The following is an 18,658-nucleotide window of genomic DNA, read 5'->3' on the forward strand; positions in this document are numbered from 1 at the left end:
ATTTCATAAAGATAACTCATGAAAATAAAAATTTACATTTAGAAAAAACCATTTTCCCCATAATTAAAAATACTTATTGTTCTTATCATCAACTTTAAATTTCTATACTTCAAAGCCTTCTTTAAATTAGCTTTAAAAAGGTAACGCTTTATCTTTAAATTATCTGGATACTTGTCTATAATCATTTGAGAGGCAGTTATTGCTTTCGAACCATTTTTAGATATTTTAATCGCAGTATCTACTCGATAGTATGTTAAAGGTTCTTTAATTGAAACCACTTTTCCCTTCGCGGCTATTCTTAAATAAAAATCATAATCTTGTATAGCAGGCAGATCAATATCAAACCCACCACACGAGGAAGCTACTTCTCTATTTACCATTATACAAGATGTTGTTCCAATAACGTTATTATTAAAAAGAGATAACAATGGTGAATCTTCATTTATCTCTTGAAAAGAAACCCTTCCACACGAAGAGTCTGAATTTTTGAACATCCGTTTAGCCGTGTAACAAAGAACTGCATTTGTCGAGTTTAAAGAATTAACCTGTTGCCTAATTTTATCCTTATCCCACAGATCATCGTCATCTAAAAATGCAACATACTTACTAGTGGCTAGTGACAAACCGTAATTCCTTGAATAGCAAGCACCTTTATTCTCTGTATTTCGATAGTACACTAACCTTGAGTCTTTTTTATCTTCAATTACTTTCCTATTATTTAAATAACTTGGGGAATTATCATCAACAATAATAACCTCAAGTTCAGCATGAGACTGTGACAATATAGAGTCAAGAGCAATACTCAACAGTTCAGGCCTTTCATAAGTTACAACTACAATAGATACTTTCATTATCCCACCATCACGCCATAAGGATCTGTAAACAAAGCTCGAATATAAAAAACAAAGAAGCATATAAAAACCGCATACTTAATAAAGCATTGGGCTCTTACACTAAAATAATCAAAAACAAACGACAAAGAAACAACAAAGAAAACAACATAGTAGATAGGCACCCTTGAAAGAATAAGAACATTCCCTAGGAAGTTGTACAAAACCACATACAGAAACGAGAGGTTAAATATATATGTTCTAATTTTATTTGATTCTTTAGACAAACAAAAAACCAACATCAGACCAAGCATGAAGACAAATATGCTTTTTATTCCTAGCGATGTGCTATTATAAGACAACCCTTCAGTCAAGAAGACTCTATATTTTTCTGGAATAATTGATGAGGCAAAAAGAATGATATTAACGAGTAGTTGAGGTCTAAATGAAACTAAAAATGAAAAAGTAAGAATAAAATAATAGAGCCACTTATTATACCTCCATCTAATTGCTAATAAAAATGGACACGCAAGTATAACGCTAATATGAAAATTTGCTGCAATAACAAAGAATAAAGCTGATCTAAACTTTAATCCTTGAATGAGAAAAAGAGTACTTAAGGAAAAAAATGAAATTGCAATTGCCTGCCTTATCCCTGAATGAAAAAAAAAGAACGGTCCTAGCGCAAGAAAGGCTGATACTGTTAGTACATTTATACTATTTGTTTTTTTTAATACATACAATATCGGAACAAACATTAAAAAGGCAGAAAATATAAGATACTCTCTAAACCCACCACCTAGAAATAAAATAAGCTCAGTACTCTTAATATATAAATACTCTTTACTCTGAAATACAAAGCTTCCGGGATTCCCTTGTGATATATCATGGAACATATTTATATATGATTGCGTATCATTACCTGAATCAGTTCCTCTGAAACCGAGAACCAATATAAAAAACAAAAATAAAAATAGCATTGCGATATTTTTTATGGTGAGGTTCTTTATATTATGGTATATGAAAGCAAAAAAAGAAAAAACGAAGAAATAAATTATATAATTATAATATATCATGTTTCAATATTCCCAAACACCTTTAACTGCATACTTAAAAGCGTCTAATATTGAACATCTACTCTTACTGCTAATGTGATACTTTAAAATGAGTCGCAATAACAAAAATGAACCAAGAGTTTTACCATAGAAGTATACATAATAACCCGCTTTTGCATAGTAAAACTCTTTAACTATTTGGCTTCCGGTTGACTCCCTAGGGTGAGTAAACAAAGATAAATCTGTGCTAATAATTCTAAAACCATTTCTCAGCGCTTTTGTAAGAAATATAGGTTCTTCACCAAGCTTATATTTACTTCCCAAACCAAATTTTTCGTTAAAATATATCGAACCTCGTTTATTTTTAAAGCTAATACCATTACCAATAATTTCAATTGATGAAGCCCTACGGACAGATTTTAAATCATGTATTAAAGGCCTAGCCTGATAATCTTTAAACCACTGTTCAAAAGACCACACCCTGCTCAAAAGAATATCAGCCTTTGTCAAAAAAAACTCGTCATAAATATCTTTAAAACTTACACTACGGTAGATTACATCATCATCGGTCAAGACAAAAAATGAGTTATCGTAATTACAAATAAAGTACTTCAATAATAAGTTTCTACTTTTTGACAGGCCCAATTCATCACTGTGAATATAAGTTACATCTTCCCTAAATATCTCATTATTTTTAAAAGAGGGTTCAGAAACCTGATGACATATTACGTATTCTTTTTCTGCATTGTATTCTGGTATATTTTTCAATACAAGGTCAATACCTTCATTCATTGTGCTGATTAGGTAAACCAATTTATTATTTTTCATAGTATGTTCACTCTAATATAGTCTGCGTAACTCCGGAGTTTACACTTTAACTTAACGAGTAACCTTCGATAGCCACTAAGGTGTTTAGTTTTTAGAAATGAATGATCATCTCCACCCCAACTCTTTCCCCACCAGTGTATTGCATAAGAGTTTTCTGTAAGTTTAGACTCGTTGAAGCATTCAGTATAATAATAAGGATAAAAGTATTCTGGTGGGTATATTGTTGCTAAACCATCAAAGTTTTCATTTTTTTCAAAAACATGTGTAATCACCCTAGGAATTGTATAAAAGTCAACTTGATATATTTCCCTCTCATAAAAGTTAATTAGCTCTCTTAATATTCCATTTCCTCTTGTTGAACCAATAACTCCGGCACTAATATATTTTTCATTTTCTTTTCCGATGAAGAAAGAGGCATTAATTAAAGGTGATATATCTTTTTCTAAGGTGATATCAGTATCTAAATAAATACCGCCATGTTCATACAAAACCTTTAAACGGATATAGTCTGAAACAAAAGCCCACAACTTCCTGTCATAACAATCTTTGATGAATGTAGATTTTGAAAATATATCTTTCATATCCAAATTAGTTTCATTCCATTCATAGAACTCATAATCTGGTAGAACCATTTTCCAATTTCGGATACATGCATTTACAAAATCACTTTTTTCATTATTACCAACCCAAACATAGTGGATTTTTTTAGGTATCATTTTATAGAACCTCTCAGACCATCTGAAATAAACTTATTTTTGCCAAGAAAAATAATAGTTGCTTGAATTATTTGCAAGATAATTAGACCAATTAACCCCCAAGTAGATACGAAATAATTCATTAGGCATAGATAAAGAAAATTAACTATAAATATAAGTTTAAGAACTTTAAATTCATGGCCAGAGTAGATCGCAACCGTGTGTTGGTAAAACATTGAGCTGATTATAATTACATAAAAAAGATATGTAAAAACTTCGTTTTTGTATGTAGCTATCTCTGGTGAAAAGTATAATACAATCGATTCAAAGCTTACGTAAAAGATCGAAAGAATAATGGATGAGCCAATTATAAATAAAATAGTAAACTTCCTGCCAAGAACAAGTACTTTTGTGATATTTCCACTAGCAATCAATCGGCTTATATCTGCACCGAAAAACTGAAGAAATACGCTAATAACTTTTAATACAACTGCTCCTAACTTCTCTAATATCTTATAAATACCAACATCCTGAAGTGACATTAAATTAGCAATTAATATTGGTGAAAGCTTTTTGATCGGAAGATCAATATTACTATTAAGATTAGAAATCAATGTGTATTTTAAAACTCTAACATCGACACGCTCAAACCTAAAACCTCTATAGTCTATTTCTTTCCTTTTAAGTAAGAAATAGAAAATATCAAAAACCAAAACCAATAGCGAAGAAATAGAAATTATTAATGCATAATAATGAACTCCATAATTTTTACAACTTGCTATATAGTACAAAGCACATAGAATACTAGCTACTAAAAAGTTTCTAAAAGAAATCCACTTGAAATATCCATAGTATCTATAGATTCCATCAAATGTCCCAGAAACATTAAAGAGAATATAAAAAGAAATTGAATATAATAGTTCTGAAATAAGACTGCCCCAGCTTAAAGCTTCAGATACAAACTGAATGGACGCATAACAGACCAAGAAACCGAATACTGCTGTTATCACGTCAACTAGTAGAAGTTTATTAATCAGTGTTGTCTTTAGCTCTGGGCTTTTTTCATACGGTATAAATTTTATAAGCGCATCGACAGACTGCAAGTTAATAATTGCACCAATAACCATTATATATGAAAATGCCAACATGAGAGCTCCATAAGTCTCGACTCCCAATGCTCTAACCATAATATATAATGATAGTATTGATATTAACCCTGTGCCAATCGAACTAAAGAAAAGCATTGCCAAAGGTCTTATAGCTTTTCTCACTGCAGCACTAGATATGATTTTCATTTTCTACCATGAATTGATGTTTCATTTTTACACTATAAAGTAAGTCTTAGCTTTGTAGTGTCAGCTAGTTTAATTTTTCAAATTATCAGCCACATACCTTCAGCTTTTAAAGTAAAGATATACTTATTATAAAACTTAAACTGTAAGGCGAGTGTTCTGAGGACTACTCTCGAAGTGCAAACCTAATTAGAACAATAATACCACCGAACATTATTCCTAATAATGTACTTAATACGCAAATCAAAGCACGCTTAGGGCTATCTTTAAGCTCTGGGATTATAGCAGGATCCACTGTTTTAAATATAAATTCATCTTGTACTTCCGCAAGCATTAAGTTCTTGGTTTGTTCTTCGATCAACTTGTAAAACATGCTTTGCATGTCTGCAACCGCAGTTTTTTGGAGTTGAGTGTTTAAATAGGATAGATTTTGTGATGCTTCAGCTATTGTTCGCTCACGCATCACTTTGTTGATATCTTCAATCAACCAATTCACCCATTGTTGAGCAACATAAGGTGAGTAGTTTTTAACTGATACTGTGTATAAACCACTCTCTTTATCTTTATTGACGCTCAAGACCTCTTTACTGAAGACTTCAAAGGCTTCTTGTGCTGTTGGTGTTGCGCCTCGTAGACCATTAGGCTCACGTAGCCATTCTCCCGTTTTCGAGTTATAAAGATCTTCATCTAAGATAAGTTTGTTATTTGCTAAATCCCAACCCTTGGCTGCCATGAGAGGTACAAGTAATTCATGTTTGTTAATGAATGCTTCAACAAACTGGCGAGACTTCATTACCTGAACGGCTAAATCGGTTTGAGAAGATTCACCTGCGCCCAAGTTAACACCAGCTAGTGCCGCAAGACCACCTAATTGTCCTGCCATTTTTGACAAGCCTCCACCATTCGAGCTTTCAGCTGGTGCTAATAGTGCATCAGCTTTGTAGATGTTTGGTAGGCTCAGGGCGTAAAGTACTGCGCCAACTGCAAAGACAAATGTTGTCGCAATAATGATCCATTTACCTTTCCACAATGCTTTGAAAAGTTCGCCTAGGTCGATCTCATCATGGGGAGGTTGGGATTGTGGTGGATATAGTAGGTAGTTTGAGTTGGATTCTTTTTGTGGTTCCATTGATCTTTAATCCTAAGCTCTGAGGTTCGTTCTATTGGCCCCAGAGATTGGTGAAATTTGATAGATTGCTCTCCGGCTTTCAAAACACAACCGCGCTGTGACAAGATTCCTAGTCTCGCTTCGGCTCGCTGGAATGACGGGCTACGGCTGAATAATGCCACTATTAGTGTTCAGAGTAGTATTTGCCGTTTTGATTAATAATGTTCATAAAATTGAGCTTATGTAACTTTAATCGTTACATAAGCTCATACTATGATTTGAATTTATAACCTTGTTTAAGCTGATTGGTTTCGTTACTTCAGCGCGTTGATCGCTACACCTGTTTGGTAAAGGATCTGCGTTGCCGCTGTCCAGGTGCTTAATGCATCACGGTAATCAGTATCAATTGGAACAACAATGGTGTCGCCCGCTTTTAGCTCTTCATGGTTGTTACCGAACCAGTAGCCTGATGTTGGTTTGTAAACCGAACCGTCAGCACGCACGACAAAGATGCGGTCTTCATCAGCTTGTTTCTTCGCGCCACCAGCTTTGTTTAGGTAGTCATCTACGTCTAACTTGTTATCCAACAAGTACGTGATTGGCACCTGTACTTCACCCATGATTGATACTGTGTTGCGGAAGGTCGGTACAAATAGGAAATCACCATCTTCTAACATAAAGTCCGCAGAACGCTCGTTTTTAAGGATACGATTCAGCTGTACAACCATACGTCCAAGCGCTTTGCTACGACTTGCTTCTTCAACAAACTTGAGTGTTTTATCAGGGTCAGAAATCACCGAGCTCATATTGCTGTCTGCGCGGAAGGTTTTCTTCGCAGTTTCAGCGCGCATATCTGCGGCATATTGGTTTAGTAGTTTTTGCTCTTGTAGGCGAAGCGCTTCACGCGTGAAGATCGCGCCTTGAGGATGAGCAAACTCCGTCAAACCACCAGCACGTTCAAGTAACTCGCCTAAGGTTTCCCCTTGACGAACTGTGTACGTACCAGGGAAGCGAACTTCACCTTGCAAGGTGACTGTGCTTTGTAGTTTAACGTTCGGCTTTTCAAGGATGTTCAAGCGGTCACGGCCAACAAGGATTGCATCATCTGCAGTGCTTCCTTGAATTGCTTTACGTAAGTCAATGCGTTCTACGTCGATCGAAGCTCGTTCATCCTTGCTACTGATCACAGTACGAGCCAACTCTGCATTAATGGTAAATGCATTGTACGTTAGGCCACCTGCTGCTTCGATAAGGGTAGACACCGACATGCGTGGCGTGAGTGGGTAACGACCAGGGTGTTTGACCTCACCAAATACTTCAGCAATTTGCGGTGCTAAGCCTAAACGAGATTGCTGTTGGAGCTGCAAAAGTACCGGAGCAAGTAAAGTGCGACGGGTGTTTTGTTTCAGCGCATCAAAGTCTTCTTTGGTAATTTCTTTGCCACGGAATATAATTTTCGGTTGTTCTGATTCTTCAATTGAAGATTGTCCCACAGACATATTGTCTGTCGCTGAGGATATTGCAACAGAAGAGCTCATCACTTCTTGCTCTTTTTGTTGGTCCAGCTCGGCTTTAAATTGTGCTTGCTCAAGCGTTTTCGCTTTCGTAACTGTATCTTGATCCGCTAGTGTATCTAAATCTTCATTATTGAAACGGTTAAATACCAGTACTCGGTCACGCGAGTTTAGCTTTAGGTTATCTTTACTGCTTGGAGAAAGAATCGCGTTAGCGAGGTTAACTTGATAAACCTCGATGTCACGTTGTGGGTTAATCTCACGGACAACGACAGCATAGTTAACGTCAGCAGTGGAGTTAAATGACGTATCTACCGACTGGAACAAATCAGCAACGCGCAGGCCGCTCTTCCATTCGATAAAGCCCGGATGGCGAACATCACCTTCAATTTGCACATAACGGGTTAGTTCTTCACTCTTCTTCAGTACATTAACGGCGTCGCCATCTTTGACTTTAGTTTGTTGATCGTGTGACTGACTGAAGTTAAGGGTTAATGCATCGCGAGCACCTTTTGCTGCATAACGTTTGACTTCAATTTGATCACTGTAAGCGTTAGCAGTAAAACCACCTGCCATTTGAATCGCTTGCTTGTAGGTTTCACCTGATTCCACTTCATAGATTGCAGGACGGTTTACCTCACCATCAATCGCGATGGTATTACCGACAGCTCCAATAAAGACCACATCGCCAGGTAACAGTCGAACATCGTTGCGCGCGTCGCCTTTCAGCAATAGATCATACATATCAAGCTTGCGAATTACCTGACCATTACGCTTTAACTGCACGTTACGCAATGCACCGCTCTCACCAAAACCACCACTGTAATAAATGGCTTGAGAAATGGTGGTTAGCGCGCTGACAGTGTAAGCACCTGGCTTATAGGCATCCCCCATCACAAACACTTGCATGGTACGCATCTCACCCAGTGAAATATCGCTACGCACGCCAATCATTTGCTCTTTTACACGTTGGTTTAGTGAATCACGAACGTCAGAAAAGCTCATACCAGCCACTTGAACTGGGCCGAGTGAAGGGAAGTTAATCGTACCCGCACGATTTACTCGCAAACGGTGGGTCGTATTCTCTTTACCAAACAGCTGAATAACAATTTCGTCACCGGCACCGACTGTGTAGTCGGCCGGAACAGGTACATCACTCACTGGGGCAAATGTTGTTGGTGAACCCGCAAACAGATCCAAGCCGAAGCGCTTAAGCTCTTCATCTTCTTTGATCACATCCGCTTGGTTCGTTTGATTGGCTTTACTCACCTCTGGGCGAGGATCGATCACTTGAGGGTTTTGATAGTTACTCGGCTGAGAAGAGGAGCCAGAAGGGAGAGTAATGCCGTACTTACTTGCTAGTGCTTGTTGTTGGTCAGCAGGTAGGCTCTGGAACATTTGTATTTGTTCCGGGGTTGGAGTTTGCGCATGGCTGAATGGCGCAAAAACACTTGCCAACACACAAGCGGCAATCGATAAATATCCTTTAAGCATGATAATTCGCTATTTAAATCGAGAGTTAAAAAATCCTAGTTACTAAAACTAGGTACTAGGTCTTTTAATTAAAATCGGTGCTGAAAGCCGAGTGTCAGGGCATTCAAACGAACTTGGTCTTCTGATGTATTGTCAATAAACTCGAAAACAACCGCATTGTGCTTATCTAAGGCGTAATGCATACCTAAACCAAAGCTAAAGCCTTGATCTTTGTTGGAACCTTCGTTTTGTTGATCGATCTGGACACTGGAGTAGCCCGCCAGTCCGTAAAGAGCGAAACGTTCAGAAACCGGCATGTTCAACTTAACAAAACCACTTGCTAAGCTGTCTACTGCAAGTCCGCTGTCGCGCTGTACTGAGGTGCCGTAACGTGCTTCTAACGCGACATAATCGTTAAAGAAATAGCCTGCTTGCGCTTGAAGAAGGAATGGATTGCCTTCGGTTACGGAAGAAATAGAAGAGTGGTGGTATTCGGCATTAGAGTAGCTCACTAACGCACCTGCATAAAAATCTGCTGAGGCCGTAAATGAGCACAAGCCTAAGCTGATTGTACTCAACGCCCCTAGCCATGGTCGTTTGTTCATCACGTAAGTGTTCCTTGGGTATTGACTGACCGCTGCACATGAATGACGCACGCAGTGAATGTCTGTTAACTCTTTAGTCTGTTTGCTTGTGCGTTTTCACGCTACCGCCCTGCGGCATTACGCGTAGCCACTGTTCGCTGATTACCGAGCTGCTCGGCTTATTGATATAAGTGCTTTTTTAAAGCGTCGCTTTTGTGACAAGAAAATCAAAAAATCATACTTGATAAGCACAGCATAAAAGCTGGCAAATTATGCATGGATTAGCGCAAAACGGCAAGGGGGCTCACTCTAAGGTTTGAGAATGGACATTCTTATTTTTGAGAGCAATGACACTCTGAGTATTAGTCGTCTAAGTGTAACAAAACGTAACGCAAAACTTATCTCGAATGTCAATTCGCTACTTACTTCGATATTTACGGGTTAGTGTTATTTATGGCGAGTTATCCTTCATTACTCGACTCTTCTTTAGTTAAAATCACTAAAACCGCCTGCAAATGAATTGTCTTTTCAATGAGACGCATTCTTTAGAACTTGGTAAAATTCCATAGGAAACTATTTACATGCTGATTGTTTTTTAACTAAAATGACAGATGGTATGTTCTAAACAGACCAAACATCGATGTTTTAAAATCTGAAATACAAGGATTAATAATGAAGAACACAGCTCTAGCTATTCTTATGGCTCTAAGCGCATCAACTGCATTTGCAGCTGAAGAAGCAGGTTCTGCTGGTGCAGCATCAGCATCTGCAACTGGTACAACTGCAGTAGCAGTAGGTGCAGCAGCAGCAGTAACTGTAGTAGCAGTTGCAGCGTCAGACAGCGATTCAACTTCAACGTCTACTTCTACTTCTACTTCTACTTCTACGAACTAATTCGTTTAAGCTGAACTAGATAAATCGCCCTGAACTGTTTCAGGGCGATTTTATTTGTACGAGGGAATAATGAATACCTTTCTATCGCAAAAATGGATGCGCTTACTTGTTGTTTTACCTGTATTAAGCCTCACTTTTGGGTGTACTCAGAAATTCAATGATGTCTCGGCGACCGTTCAAGAAGCTTATGGCAACTACATCGATGTTGAACTGACACCAGAAGAAATTGAAGCCGTTCCTTATGCCAGCGCTTATCTAAAAATCGGCAGCCAAAAGCAAGTCTTTGTTGTTCTCGCCTTTGCAGAATCAAACCCACTAACGGGACAAACCCAACTCAAATGGGTCAGTGCCGATAAAGCGATGGTGGTAACAGAGAATGGCCATATTGTTAAAACCATTGGATTGCAAACCACTAACCTAGCCGGTGTCTACGGTGACGTGCCTGCTTACTCAAAATCATCTGTTCAATATGCGCTATCTTACGATTGGTCTGAGCAATACCGTTACGGCTTTCAAGCTCAGGTAGAGCGATCACGTCAAGGCAAAGAGAGGGTAAACACTCCTATTTCATCGACAGACACCGACGTTTATACTGAGCTCGTTACTTTTCCAAGCTTAGAAGAAAGCGTAGAGAACACCTATTGGGTAGACAGTAATGGACAAGTGGTGAAAACACGTCAGCACTTGGGACCAAACATGGTGCCAGTTGAATTGACAATTTTGAAAGGGTACAGCAAATCATGAGTAAGCGACTGCTCTCTTTACTAAGCTTAGTGGGTGTTGTCGGTATTACCGCCGTACCTGCTTTAGCCCAGAACCAAAGTTTATCGCCATTACGAGTTGAATTAGTGGGTACTGGAAAAGCCTTACAATTTGAACAACCAACTCGTTTAGACAACATCCTGAAACTCGCACAAGAGCAGAACGTTGTCTTGCAATATCCTTTTGCGATTAGTTTGTTTGATGATTCAGAACAGGCACAGCAAGAAAGTCTGGCGTTAAAAAGCGCCGTGTTGAACCAAATGATTCAATACAACCTCGTTGGTCATCCATTTTACAAATTTATCCAGCAAAGTCAGTTTGCGCCTCGCGTTCTTTCCGCCGTCGATGTTGATCAAATCCGCTTAGACAAATTTGATAACCCGCTTTTAAAAGGCCAGTTTGCCTTAAGTGCGCCTCAGCGAGCAGAAAAAGTGTTGTATGTGGGCAATGTGGACAAGGTTTATGCAATCAAAAATCTAGCTGGTATCCCCCTGCATGAACAGGTCGATAGCCTAAAAAGCAGTGAGGTTGGTGAACTGGCTCAGCCGCCTATTTTAATCTATCCAAATGGTGAGATTGCTACCCCGCATCATGGCCGTTGGTTAACCAAACAATATTATTTACCACCTTTGACCATAGTCTACATCCCATTTGACGATTTTGAACAGTCGCGAATGGATCAAGATATCGTCAAACTGCTGTCACAACGTAAACCAACCTCGACGAAGAATTAAATATGAACCTGATAAGAACCAGTTTATCGCTTTCTTTAATGGGTCCAGCGTTGGTTTGGGCTCAAGATATGCCTTTTGAGGCACCGCCATTACAACCTTCACAGATGGATTTTGGTGGCGTGGGGTTAATGCAAATGCCAACTGCCCGCATGGCGCCTGAAGGTGAGTTTAACTTTGCGGTCACTGGCAGCGATGAGTACCTATTTTACAATGTGACTCTTCAAGTGATGCCTTGGCTAGAAACGACGATTCGCTACACCATGGTGAACGATCTTTTTTACAGTAGCGATCCAAGCTTCTCTGGTGACACCAAGTACACCGACAAAGGCATCGATTTTAAAGTTCGTTTATTAGAAGAGTCTGAATACTTACCAGAGCTTTCTGTTGGTATTCGCGATTTTGCGGGTACCGGCCTGTTTGATGGTGAGTTTGTTGCTGCGACAAAACGTTACTCTAACCCAAACCTTGGTACCTTTGATTTCACGTTAGGTATGGGCTGGGGCTACTTAGGTACGCGCGACAACATCAGTAATCCTACTTGTAAACTATCAGATAGCTTTTGCACACGCCCTTCAGACTACAAAGGTCGTGGAGGAAGTGTGGATTTTGAACGTTGGTTCAAAGGTCCTTCAGCCCTATTCGGTGGTGTGGAATATCAAACACTACATGCCCCACTACGCTTAAAGCTTGAATACGACAGTAATGATTACAGCGAAGACTTCCCTGTGGTACGTGGTGGTGTAGACATGACACCTCATACGCCTTGGAACTTTGGTGTTCTGTATCGTTTAGGACACATGGCAGATTTGCGCTTGAGCTACGAGCGCGGCGATACGTTAGTTGCAGGCGTAAGCCTTTACACAAACTTCAATGAAATGCCGTCTTTCTGGCGTGATACACCAACACCAGAAGTTGAAGACAAGCAAGCAGAGCAACTGTCTGATGTAGATTGGGAACGTGTTACTGAGGAGCTGGATAAAATTGCTGGCTACCAAAATACCCAACTCTATGTTGAAGACAATACTGTCTCCGTTGTTGGTGAACAGAAGAAGTATCGCGACCGCAACGAAGCGCATGAAAAAGCAGCTGCAGTTCTTTACAACAAGATGCCAGACAACATTGATACCTTTACTATCAATGAACGCAGCCGTGGTTTGCTCGGCGATCAAACGGTTATCTCAAAAGATAAGTACCGTGATTTTGCTGAAGTCAATTACATCAGCCCGAGCATTGAAGATGCGACGTCTACATCAAGCAATAAGCCTCAGGGCAAACCCGCTTACGATGGGTTTGAGCGTTTTGATTGGGGCTTTGCACCAAAACTTGCTCAAACCTTAGGTAACCCAGAAGACTTCTATTTGTTTAGTGTTGGCTTGAGCGGCAACGCTTCTTACTGGCTAACGGACAATCTAGAAATCGGCGGTTCGCTTTACTGGGATTGGTACAATAACTACGACAAGTTTAACTACGTAACACCACCGGATGGCACAAGCGTTCCACGTGTACGTACTATGTTCCGTGCTTATCAGAATGAACACGCGGTAACTATGTCGAACCTTCAATTGACTTGGTTCCAAGAGTACTCAGATACCATGGACCAGCAATTTTACGCAGGTTACCTAGAAAGCATGTTTGCAGGTGTAGGTACGGAGTTCTTATATCGTCCAAAAGGCGCCAACTGGGCACTTGGTGCTGATGTTAACTTAGTTTCTCAACGTGACCCTGAAAGCTACTTTGGTGTTTACGATGAGAAGTGGCAGCATATTCCTGAATACGGACGTCCATTCCAAGTAGTAGATAAAGGCTTTACTGGCTTTGTGTCTGGTTACTACTACCCTCAATGGGATTTCCTACAAGATTTGATGATTCAAGTCGATGTAGGTCAGTTCCTAGCGGGTGATGTCGGTACGCAAGTGAACGTGTCTAAGCAATTCAAAAGTGGCGTTATCGCTGGTGCGTTTGCATCGATTAGTGACTTGTCTGCAGATGAGTTTGGCGAAGGTAGCTTTACCAAAGGCTTCTACATTTCGATTCCATTCGACATTATGACAGTGAAACCAAGCAACAACCGTGCGAACTTTAGTTGGCAGCCTTTGACTCGCGATGGCGGTCAGAAGCTAGGTCGTAAATACAGCTTGATTGAACTGACGGATGAGCGTAACCCTTGGTATCAACGCCCGAACACATCAGATGAAAAGTAATCTAACCACGATTTAGATTAACTTACTTATACAAAGGAAGCTTCGGCTTCCTTTTTCTTTATCTAACGCCAACACCTTCCCTCTAACACCTAAAGCCTTAACTCTGCTAAACTTCCTGAGAAAATTTTAATCTATGGTGGAAGTCTTATGATCATCGTAACTGGTGGTGCTGGCATGATCGGCAGCAACATTGTTAAAGCTCTGAACGAAGCAGGTATTAACGATATTTTGGTTGTCGACAACCTAAAAAATGGCAAGAAGTTTAAAAACTTAGTTGATCTTGATATCACAGATTACATGGATCGTGATGACTTCCTTACGCAAATCATGGCGGGTGACGACTTCGGCCCTATCGAAGCCATCTTCCATGAAGGTGCTTGCTCTGCGACAACTGAGTGGGACGGCAAGTACATGATGCTAAACAACTATGAGTACTCTAAAGAGTTGCTTCATTACTGTCTAGATCGTGAAATTCCATTCCTATACGCGTCATCAGCTGCGACATACGGTGAGACAGAAACGTTCGTTGAGGAGCGTGAATACGAAGGGGCACTTAACGTATACGGCTACTCAAAACAGCAGTTTGATAACTACGTTCGTCGTCTGTGGAAAGACGCAGAGGATCATGGCGAGCAGCTTTCTCAAATAACAGGTTTCCGCTACTTCAATGTGTATGGCCCACGTGAAGATCACAAAGGCAGCATGGCATCGGTAGCCTTCCACCTAAATAACCAAATCAATGATGGCGAAAACCCTAAATTGTTTGCTGGTAGTGAATCCTTCAAGCGTGACTTTATCTACGTTGGTGACGTGAGCAAAGTAAACCTTTGGTTCCTAGAAAGCGGAGTTTCAGGCATTTTTAACTGTGGCACCGGCAATGCGGAATCATTTGAAGAAGTTGCGAAAGCAGTGATCAAACATCACAACAAAGGGGAAATCCAAACCATTCCATTCCCTGAACACCTAAAGGGCGCTTACCAAGAATTCACTCAAGCAGACCTTACTAAGCTTCGTGCTGCTGGCTGCGATGTAGAATTCAAGACGGTAGCTGAGGGTGTTGCTGAATACCTTGCGATTCAGAATCGTTAATACCTGTCAAAGGTGGTAGTGAAGTCTCTGCCACCTTTACTCTGATACGTTTACGAGTATCATTTCTAAACATCTCCAGTTATCTCTTCCGAAAATAGGTGCTTACAACCGCATGACTGTTCAACGTGATGATTTCGATCCAAAAGCTTATAACCCTGAATTTGAGCGTCACTTTCTTGCGCCTAAATATTGGGGAACTTGGCTCGGCGCTCTACTATCGATGCCGTTGGCACTGCTTCCACTAGGAGTGCAAAAATGGCTAGCCAAAGCAATTGCAAAAAAATTGGCTAAATCACGCAAAGGCCCAGCCCACCGAGCTCGCGTTAACTTTGAGCTGTGTTTCCCAGACAAAACCTTTGAAGAGCGTGAAGCGCTCATCGAAAAGACGCTTTACACAGCCGCTTTATTCTTCTTCCGCTTCAGCCTACTTACCTTACGTTCTCCAAAGTGGCTGCAGCAACGCTGCCAAATTCGCGGCTTAGATATTTTGCAGAAGCATATCGAAAATAATGAAAAAGTCATTTTGATGGTTCCACACTCATGGGCGATCGACATTCCAGCTATTTTGTTGGCCTCTATGGGAATGCCGGTTTCTGCAATGGCTAAAAAGCAGAAAAATGAAGTCGGCGATTGGTTGATGCACAAACAACGAGTTCAGTATGGCGGTCGAGTTTATGAACGCTCTGGTGGTATAAAGCCTTTCCTAAAGTCTATTCGAGATGGCTATATTGGTTACTACTTACCAGACCAAGACCACGGTCCAGAGCACAGTGTGTTTGTAGACTTTTTCGCCACCCGAAAAGCAACCCTTCCAGGCCTTGGGAAAATTGCAAAACTCTCACGCTCTAAAGTACTCCCTATGTTTGCTTCTATAAATACAGAAGATGGGTCGTTCGATATCGAAATCTTACCGGCGTTTGAGCTAGATAAAGGCGAAGAGCAAGATGCACGTACTTCGAATGAAGCGATTGAGTACTTTGTTTCCACTAAGCCTGAGCAATATATGTGGGTGTTACAGCTATTACACTCTCAAGAAGATGGTAATAACTATTACAATCTCTTCAAACCGAGATATGACACGGATTGGCAAGTAGAAAAATGAAAAAAATCTTAATTATCGGCCCGTCTTGGGTTGGCGATATGGTGATGTCACAATCACTGTACATCGTTTTAAAGCAACAACATCCAGAAAGCCAGATTGATGTGATTGCTCCAGGTTGGTGTAAACCGATCCTCGAGCGTATGCCTGAGATCCATCAAGCGATTGAGATGCCTCTTGGCCATGGTGAGTTCAATCTTCTTGGCCGCAGAGAGATTGGTAAGTCACTGCGTGAAAAGCAATACGATCATGCTTACGTACTGCCAAACTCAGCTAAGTCTGCTTTGATACCTTGGTTTGCAAACATCCCACAGCGTACAGGTTGGAAAGGTGAAATGCGTTATGGCCTACTCAATGATCTTCGCCCTAACAAAAGGTCTTTTCAATACATGGTAGAGCGTTATGTCGCTTTAGCCTACCCTAAAGTTGAAATGTTGGATTCATCATCCTTGGGAGGCTTAGAAACACTTCCTAGACCTAGCTTGTCTATCGATAAAAAGACTCAGCAAGAGACGCTTAACAAATTCTCTCTCGACCAAACGCTCCCTGTCATAGGGTTGTGTCCAGGTGCCGAATTTGGCCCTGCTAAAAAGTGGCCAGAAACACATTATGCTGAAGTCGCCACTCAAATGGCGGCTAGCGGCCATCAAGTATGGCTGTTTGGTTCTCAAAAGGACATTGATACCTGTAATAACATCAAGCAGCTCGTGCCGGCTGAGCTTCAACAGAGAATTCACGTTCTCGCTGGGCAAACCAGCTTGATTGAAGCGGTGGATCTGCTTGCAGCCTGCAAAACGGTCGTAGCCAATGACTCTGGTCTTATGCACGTGGCAGCCGCTGTTGGCTGTAATGTTGTTGCAGTCTACGGTTCAACATCGCCAAAGTACACACCACCGCTTGCGGAAAAGGTAGAAATTGTTCACACCGATATTGACTGCCGCCCTTGCTTTAAACGTGAATGTCAATTTAATCACCTCAAGTGTTTAACTGAACTATCCCCAAAGCAGGTACTAGACAGCATTCAAAAACTTGAAGCGATAACGGTAAGTTCATGCTAACTCGCATTTTGTACACATTGTTACTTGCCCTTGCATCTCCTTTCCTACTGTTTGGTTTGTATAAAAGTAAACCAAACAAGCCCAAGTTCGGTCAGAGATGGAAAGAGCATTTTGGTATTACACCAAAGCTAGAGGCAACTGAGCGCCCCATTTGGATTCATGCGGTTTCAGTAGGCGAAAGCATCGCAGCTATCCCCCTAATTAAAGAGTTGAAAAAGCAAAAACCAGCTCTACCTATTTTGGTCACCACCACAACCAGCACTGGTGCAGAACAAATTGCTAAGTTAGGCGAGTTAGTTGAACACCGCTATATGCCTATCGATTTTGGCTTTGCGGTGAAAGGCTTTCTAAAGGCAATACGACCAAAGCAAATGTTGATCATAGAAACTGAACTTTGGCCAAACACTCTTCGTACTGTCCATAACTCAGAAATACCGATTACTGTTGTTAACGCTCGCCTTTCTGAAAAGTCACGTAAGAACTACGCAAAAATACAGCCTCTTTTTAACCTATTAGTTCCTTGCTTGGATAAAGTACTGTGCCAGACTGAGTCTGATGCAGAACGTTTCAAACGTTTAGGTGTAGAAAAAAACAAACTTTTTGTTACTGGCTCGATAAAGTTTGATATTCAGATATCCGAGGAAGTCAAAGAGAAAGGAAAAGCGCTACGGACTGAGCTGGGGATAAAACGACCAATTTGGATAGCTGCCAGTACTCATAAAGGTGAAGATGAGCAAATGCTAGAAGCTCACAAGAAAGTCTTAGAATCTCACCCGAACGCACTTTTAATCCTTGTTCCTCGCCATCCGGAGCGATTCAATAATGTATTTGAGCTGTGCCAAAAGCTAGGTTTTGAAACCGCTCGACGCACAAGCCGAACAGAAGTAGCGGAGTCGACCCAAGTTTACCTTGGAGACACCATGGGTGAGATGTTGGTCTTGATGGGCGCTACGGATATCTGCTTTATGGGCGGTAGCTTAGTTGGTGATAAAGTTGGTGGCCACAATGTGTTGGAGCCAGCGGCTTTGGGTGTTCCAACCATTACTGGTCCGAGCTACTTTAACTTTAAAGAAATCGTCGATTCATTTGTTAAAGAGTGTGGATTAATCATTGTCGAAGACAGTTCAACTCTAGCGAAAACCATCATTCAGTTAATTGAGAGCCCTGAGAAACGTATTGCCTACCATACAGCAGGCAGTAAAATCATTAATATGAACCAAGGTGCCCTAAAGAATACTATCTTAGAAGTACTTAATTAAAAAAGCGGCCAAAGGCCGCTTTTTTGCTAATGAGTGACCCATCCTAAATAAGGTTGACACTTCCCAACCAGAAAATTGGAGAGTGTTATGAAATCAATAACTAGACGAACTCAATGCGATTATTCCCTCGCTTTTAAATTGGATGTTGTTGACCAAGTTGAAAGAGGCGAACTGACTTATAAA

16 protein-coding genes are annotated in these 18,658 nt (G+C 40.5%); 8 read left to right on the plus strand and 8 right to left on the minus strand.

The genetic code is table 11. The features are described from left to right. Positions 1-38 precede the first annotated feature (38 nt). From QTO06_RS07265 to QTO06_RS07300, 8 genes are all read right to left on the minus strand, one after another. A complete protein-coding gene (locus QTO06_RS07265; protein ID WP_331407301.1) occupies positions 39-851 on the minus strand; it encodes a glycosyltransferase family 2 protein in 813 nt (270 codons plus the stop codon). Further along, positions 851-1,810 (minus strand): EpsG family protein, encoded by a 960-nt coding sequence (locus tag QTO06_RS07270; protein WP_331407302.1) that lies wholly within the window; start codon positions 1,808-1,810, stop codon positions 851-853. The genes QTO06_RS07265 and QTO06_RS07270 overlap by 1 nt, the downstream gene beginning before the upstream one ends. Positions 1,811-1,909: 99 nt before the next feature. Further along, a complete protein-coding gene (locus QTO06_RS07275) occupies positions 1,910-2,713 on the minus strand; it encodes a hypothetical protein (RefSeq protein ID WP_331407303.1) in 804 nt (267 codons plus the stop codon). Then, complete coding sequence (locus tag QTO06_RS07280) at positions 2,710-3,429, minus strand: glycosyltransferase family 32 protein (protein WP_255939714.1); 720 nt, start codon at positions 3,427-3,429, stop codon at positions 2,710-2,712. Before QTO06_RS07280 ends, QTO06_RS07275 begins: the two co-directional genes overlap by 4 nt. Then, on the minus strand, positions 3,426-4,703 hold the full coding sequence (locus QTO06_RS07285; protein ID WP_331407304.1) for a lipopolysaccharide biosynthesis protein: 1,278 nt from the start codon (positions 4,701-4,703) through the stop codon (positions 3,426-3,428). The genes QTO06_RS07280 and QTO06_RS07285 overlap by 4 nt, the downstream gene beginning before the upstream one ends. A gap of 163 nt (positions 4,704-4,866) precedes the next feature. After that, positions 4,867-5,829 (minus strand): Wzz/FepE/Etk N-terminal domain-containing protein, encoded by a 963-nt coding sequence (locus QTO06_RS07290; protein ID WP_331407305.1) that lies wholly within the window; start codon positions 5,827-5,829, stop codon positions 4,867-4,869. A gap of 293 nt (positions 5,830-6,122) precedes the next feature. Beyond that, on the minus strand, positions 6,123-8,816 hold the full coding sequence (locus QTO06_RS07295) for an SLBB domain-containing protein (RefSeq protein WP_331407306.1): 2,694 nt from the start codon (positions 8,814-8,816) through the stop codon (positions 6,123-6,125). Between the two features lie 68 nt (positions 8,817-8,884). Beyond that, on the minus strand, positions 8,885-9,400 hold the full coding sequence (locus QTO06_RS07300; protein WP_331407314.1) for a porin family protein: 516 nt from the start codon (positions 9,398-9,400) through the stop codon (positions 8,885-8,887). 651 nt (positions 9,401-10,051) lie between these two features. Here QTO06_RS07300 and QTO06_RS07305 point away from each other — a divergent pair. The 8 genes from QTO06_RS07305 (at position 10,052) to waaA (ending at position 18,475) form a co-directional block, all read left to right on the plus strand. After that, complete coding sequence (locus QTO06_RS07305; protein WP_005535462.1) at positions 10,052-10,273, plus strand: hypothetical protein; 222 nt, start codon at positions 10,052-10,054, stop codon at positions 10,271-10,273. Between the two features lie 69 nt (positions 10,274-10,342). Further along, the gene (locus QTO06_RS07310) at positions 10,343-11,017 is read left to right on the plus strand and encodes a YjbF family lipoprotein (protein ID WP_331407307.1); all 675 of its coding nucleotides are present in this window, start codon (positions 10,343-10,345) and stop codon (positions 11,015-11,017) included. Beyond that, positions 11,014-11,769: a YjbG polysaccharide synthesis-related protein gene (locus tag QTO06_RS07315; protein WP_331407308.1), complete on the plus strand. Its 756-nt coding sequence runs from the start codon at positions 11,014-11,016 to the stop codon at positions 11,767-11,769. Before QTO06_RS07310 ends, QTO06_RS07315 begins: the two co-directional genes overlap by 4 nt. A 2-nt stretch (positions 11,770-11,771) precedes the next feature. Then, positions 11,772-13,970, plus strand: coding sequence for a YjbH domain-containing protein (locus QTO06_RS07320; protein WP_331407309.1), 2,199 nt, complete (start codon positions 11,772-11,774; stop codon positions 13,968-13,970). Positions 13,971-14,117: 147 nt separating this feature from the next. Continuing rightward, on the plus strand, positions 14,118-15,059 hold the full coding sequence (gene rfaD, locus QTO06_RS07325; protein ID WP_167424597.1) for an ADP-glyceromanno-heptose 6-epimerase: 942 nt from the start codon (positions 14,118-14,120) through the stop codon (positions 15,057-15,059). Between the two features lie 112 nt (positions 15,060-15,171). Next, the gene (gene lpxM / locus QTO06_RS07330) at positions 15,172-16,161 is read left to right on the plus strand and encodes a lauroyl-Kdo(2)-lipid IV(A) myristoyltransferase (RefSeq protein ID WP_331407310.1); all 990 of its coding nucleotides are present in this window, start codon (positions 15,172-15,174) and stop codon (positions 16,159-16,161) included. Further along, the gene (waaF, locus tag QTO06_RS07335) at positions 16,158-17,216 is read left to right on the plus strand and encodes a lipopolysaccharide heptosyltransferase II (RefSeq protein WP_331407311.1); all 1,059 of its coding nucleotides are present in this window, start codon (positions 16,158-16,160) and stop codon (positions 17,214-17,216) included. The genes lpxM and waaF overlap by 4 nt, the downstream gene beginning before the upstream one ends. Continuing rightward, positions 17,210-18,475, plus strand: coding sequence for a lipid IV(A) 3-deoxy-D-manno-octulosonic acid transferase (gene waaA, locus QTO06_RS07340; protein ID WP_331407312.1), 1,266 nt, complete (start codon positions 17,210-17,212; stop codon positions 18,473-18,475). Before waaF ends, waaA begins: the two co-directional genes overlap by 7 nt. Positions 18,476-18,658: the final 183 nt, after the last annotated feature.

The sequence above is a fragment of the Vibrio sp. M260121 genome, from assembly GCF_036533715.1.
Lineage (GTDB): Bacteria > Pseudomonadota > Gammaproteobacteria > Enterobacterales > Vibrionaceae > Vibrio.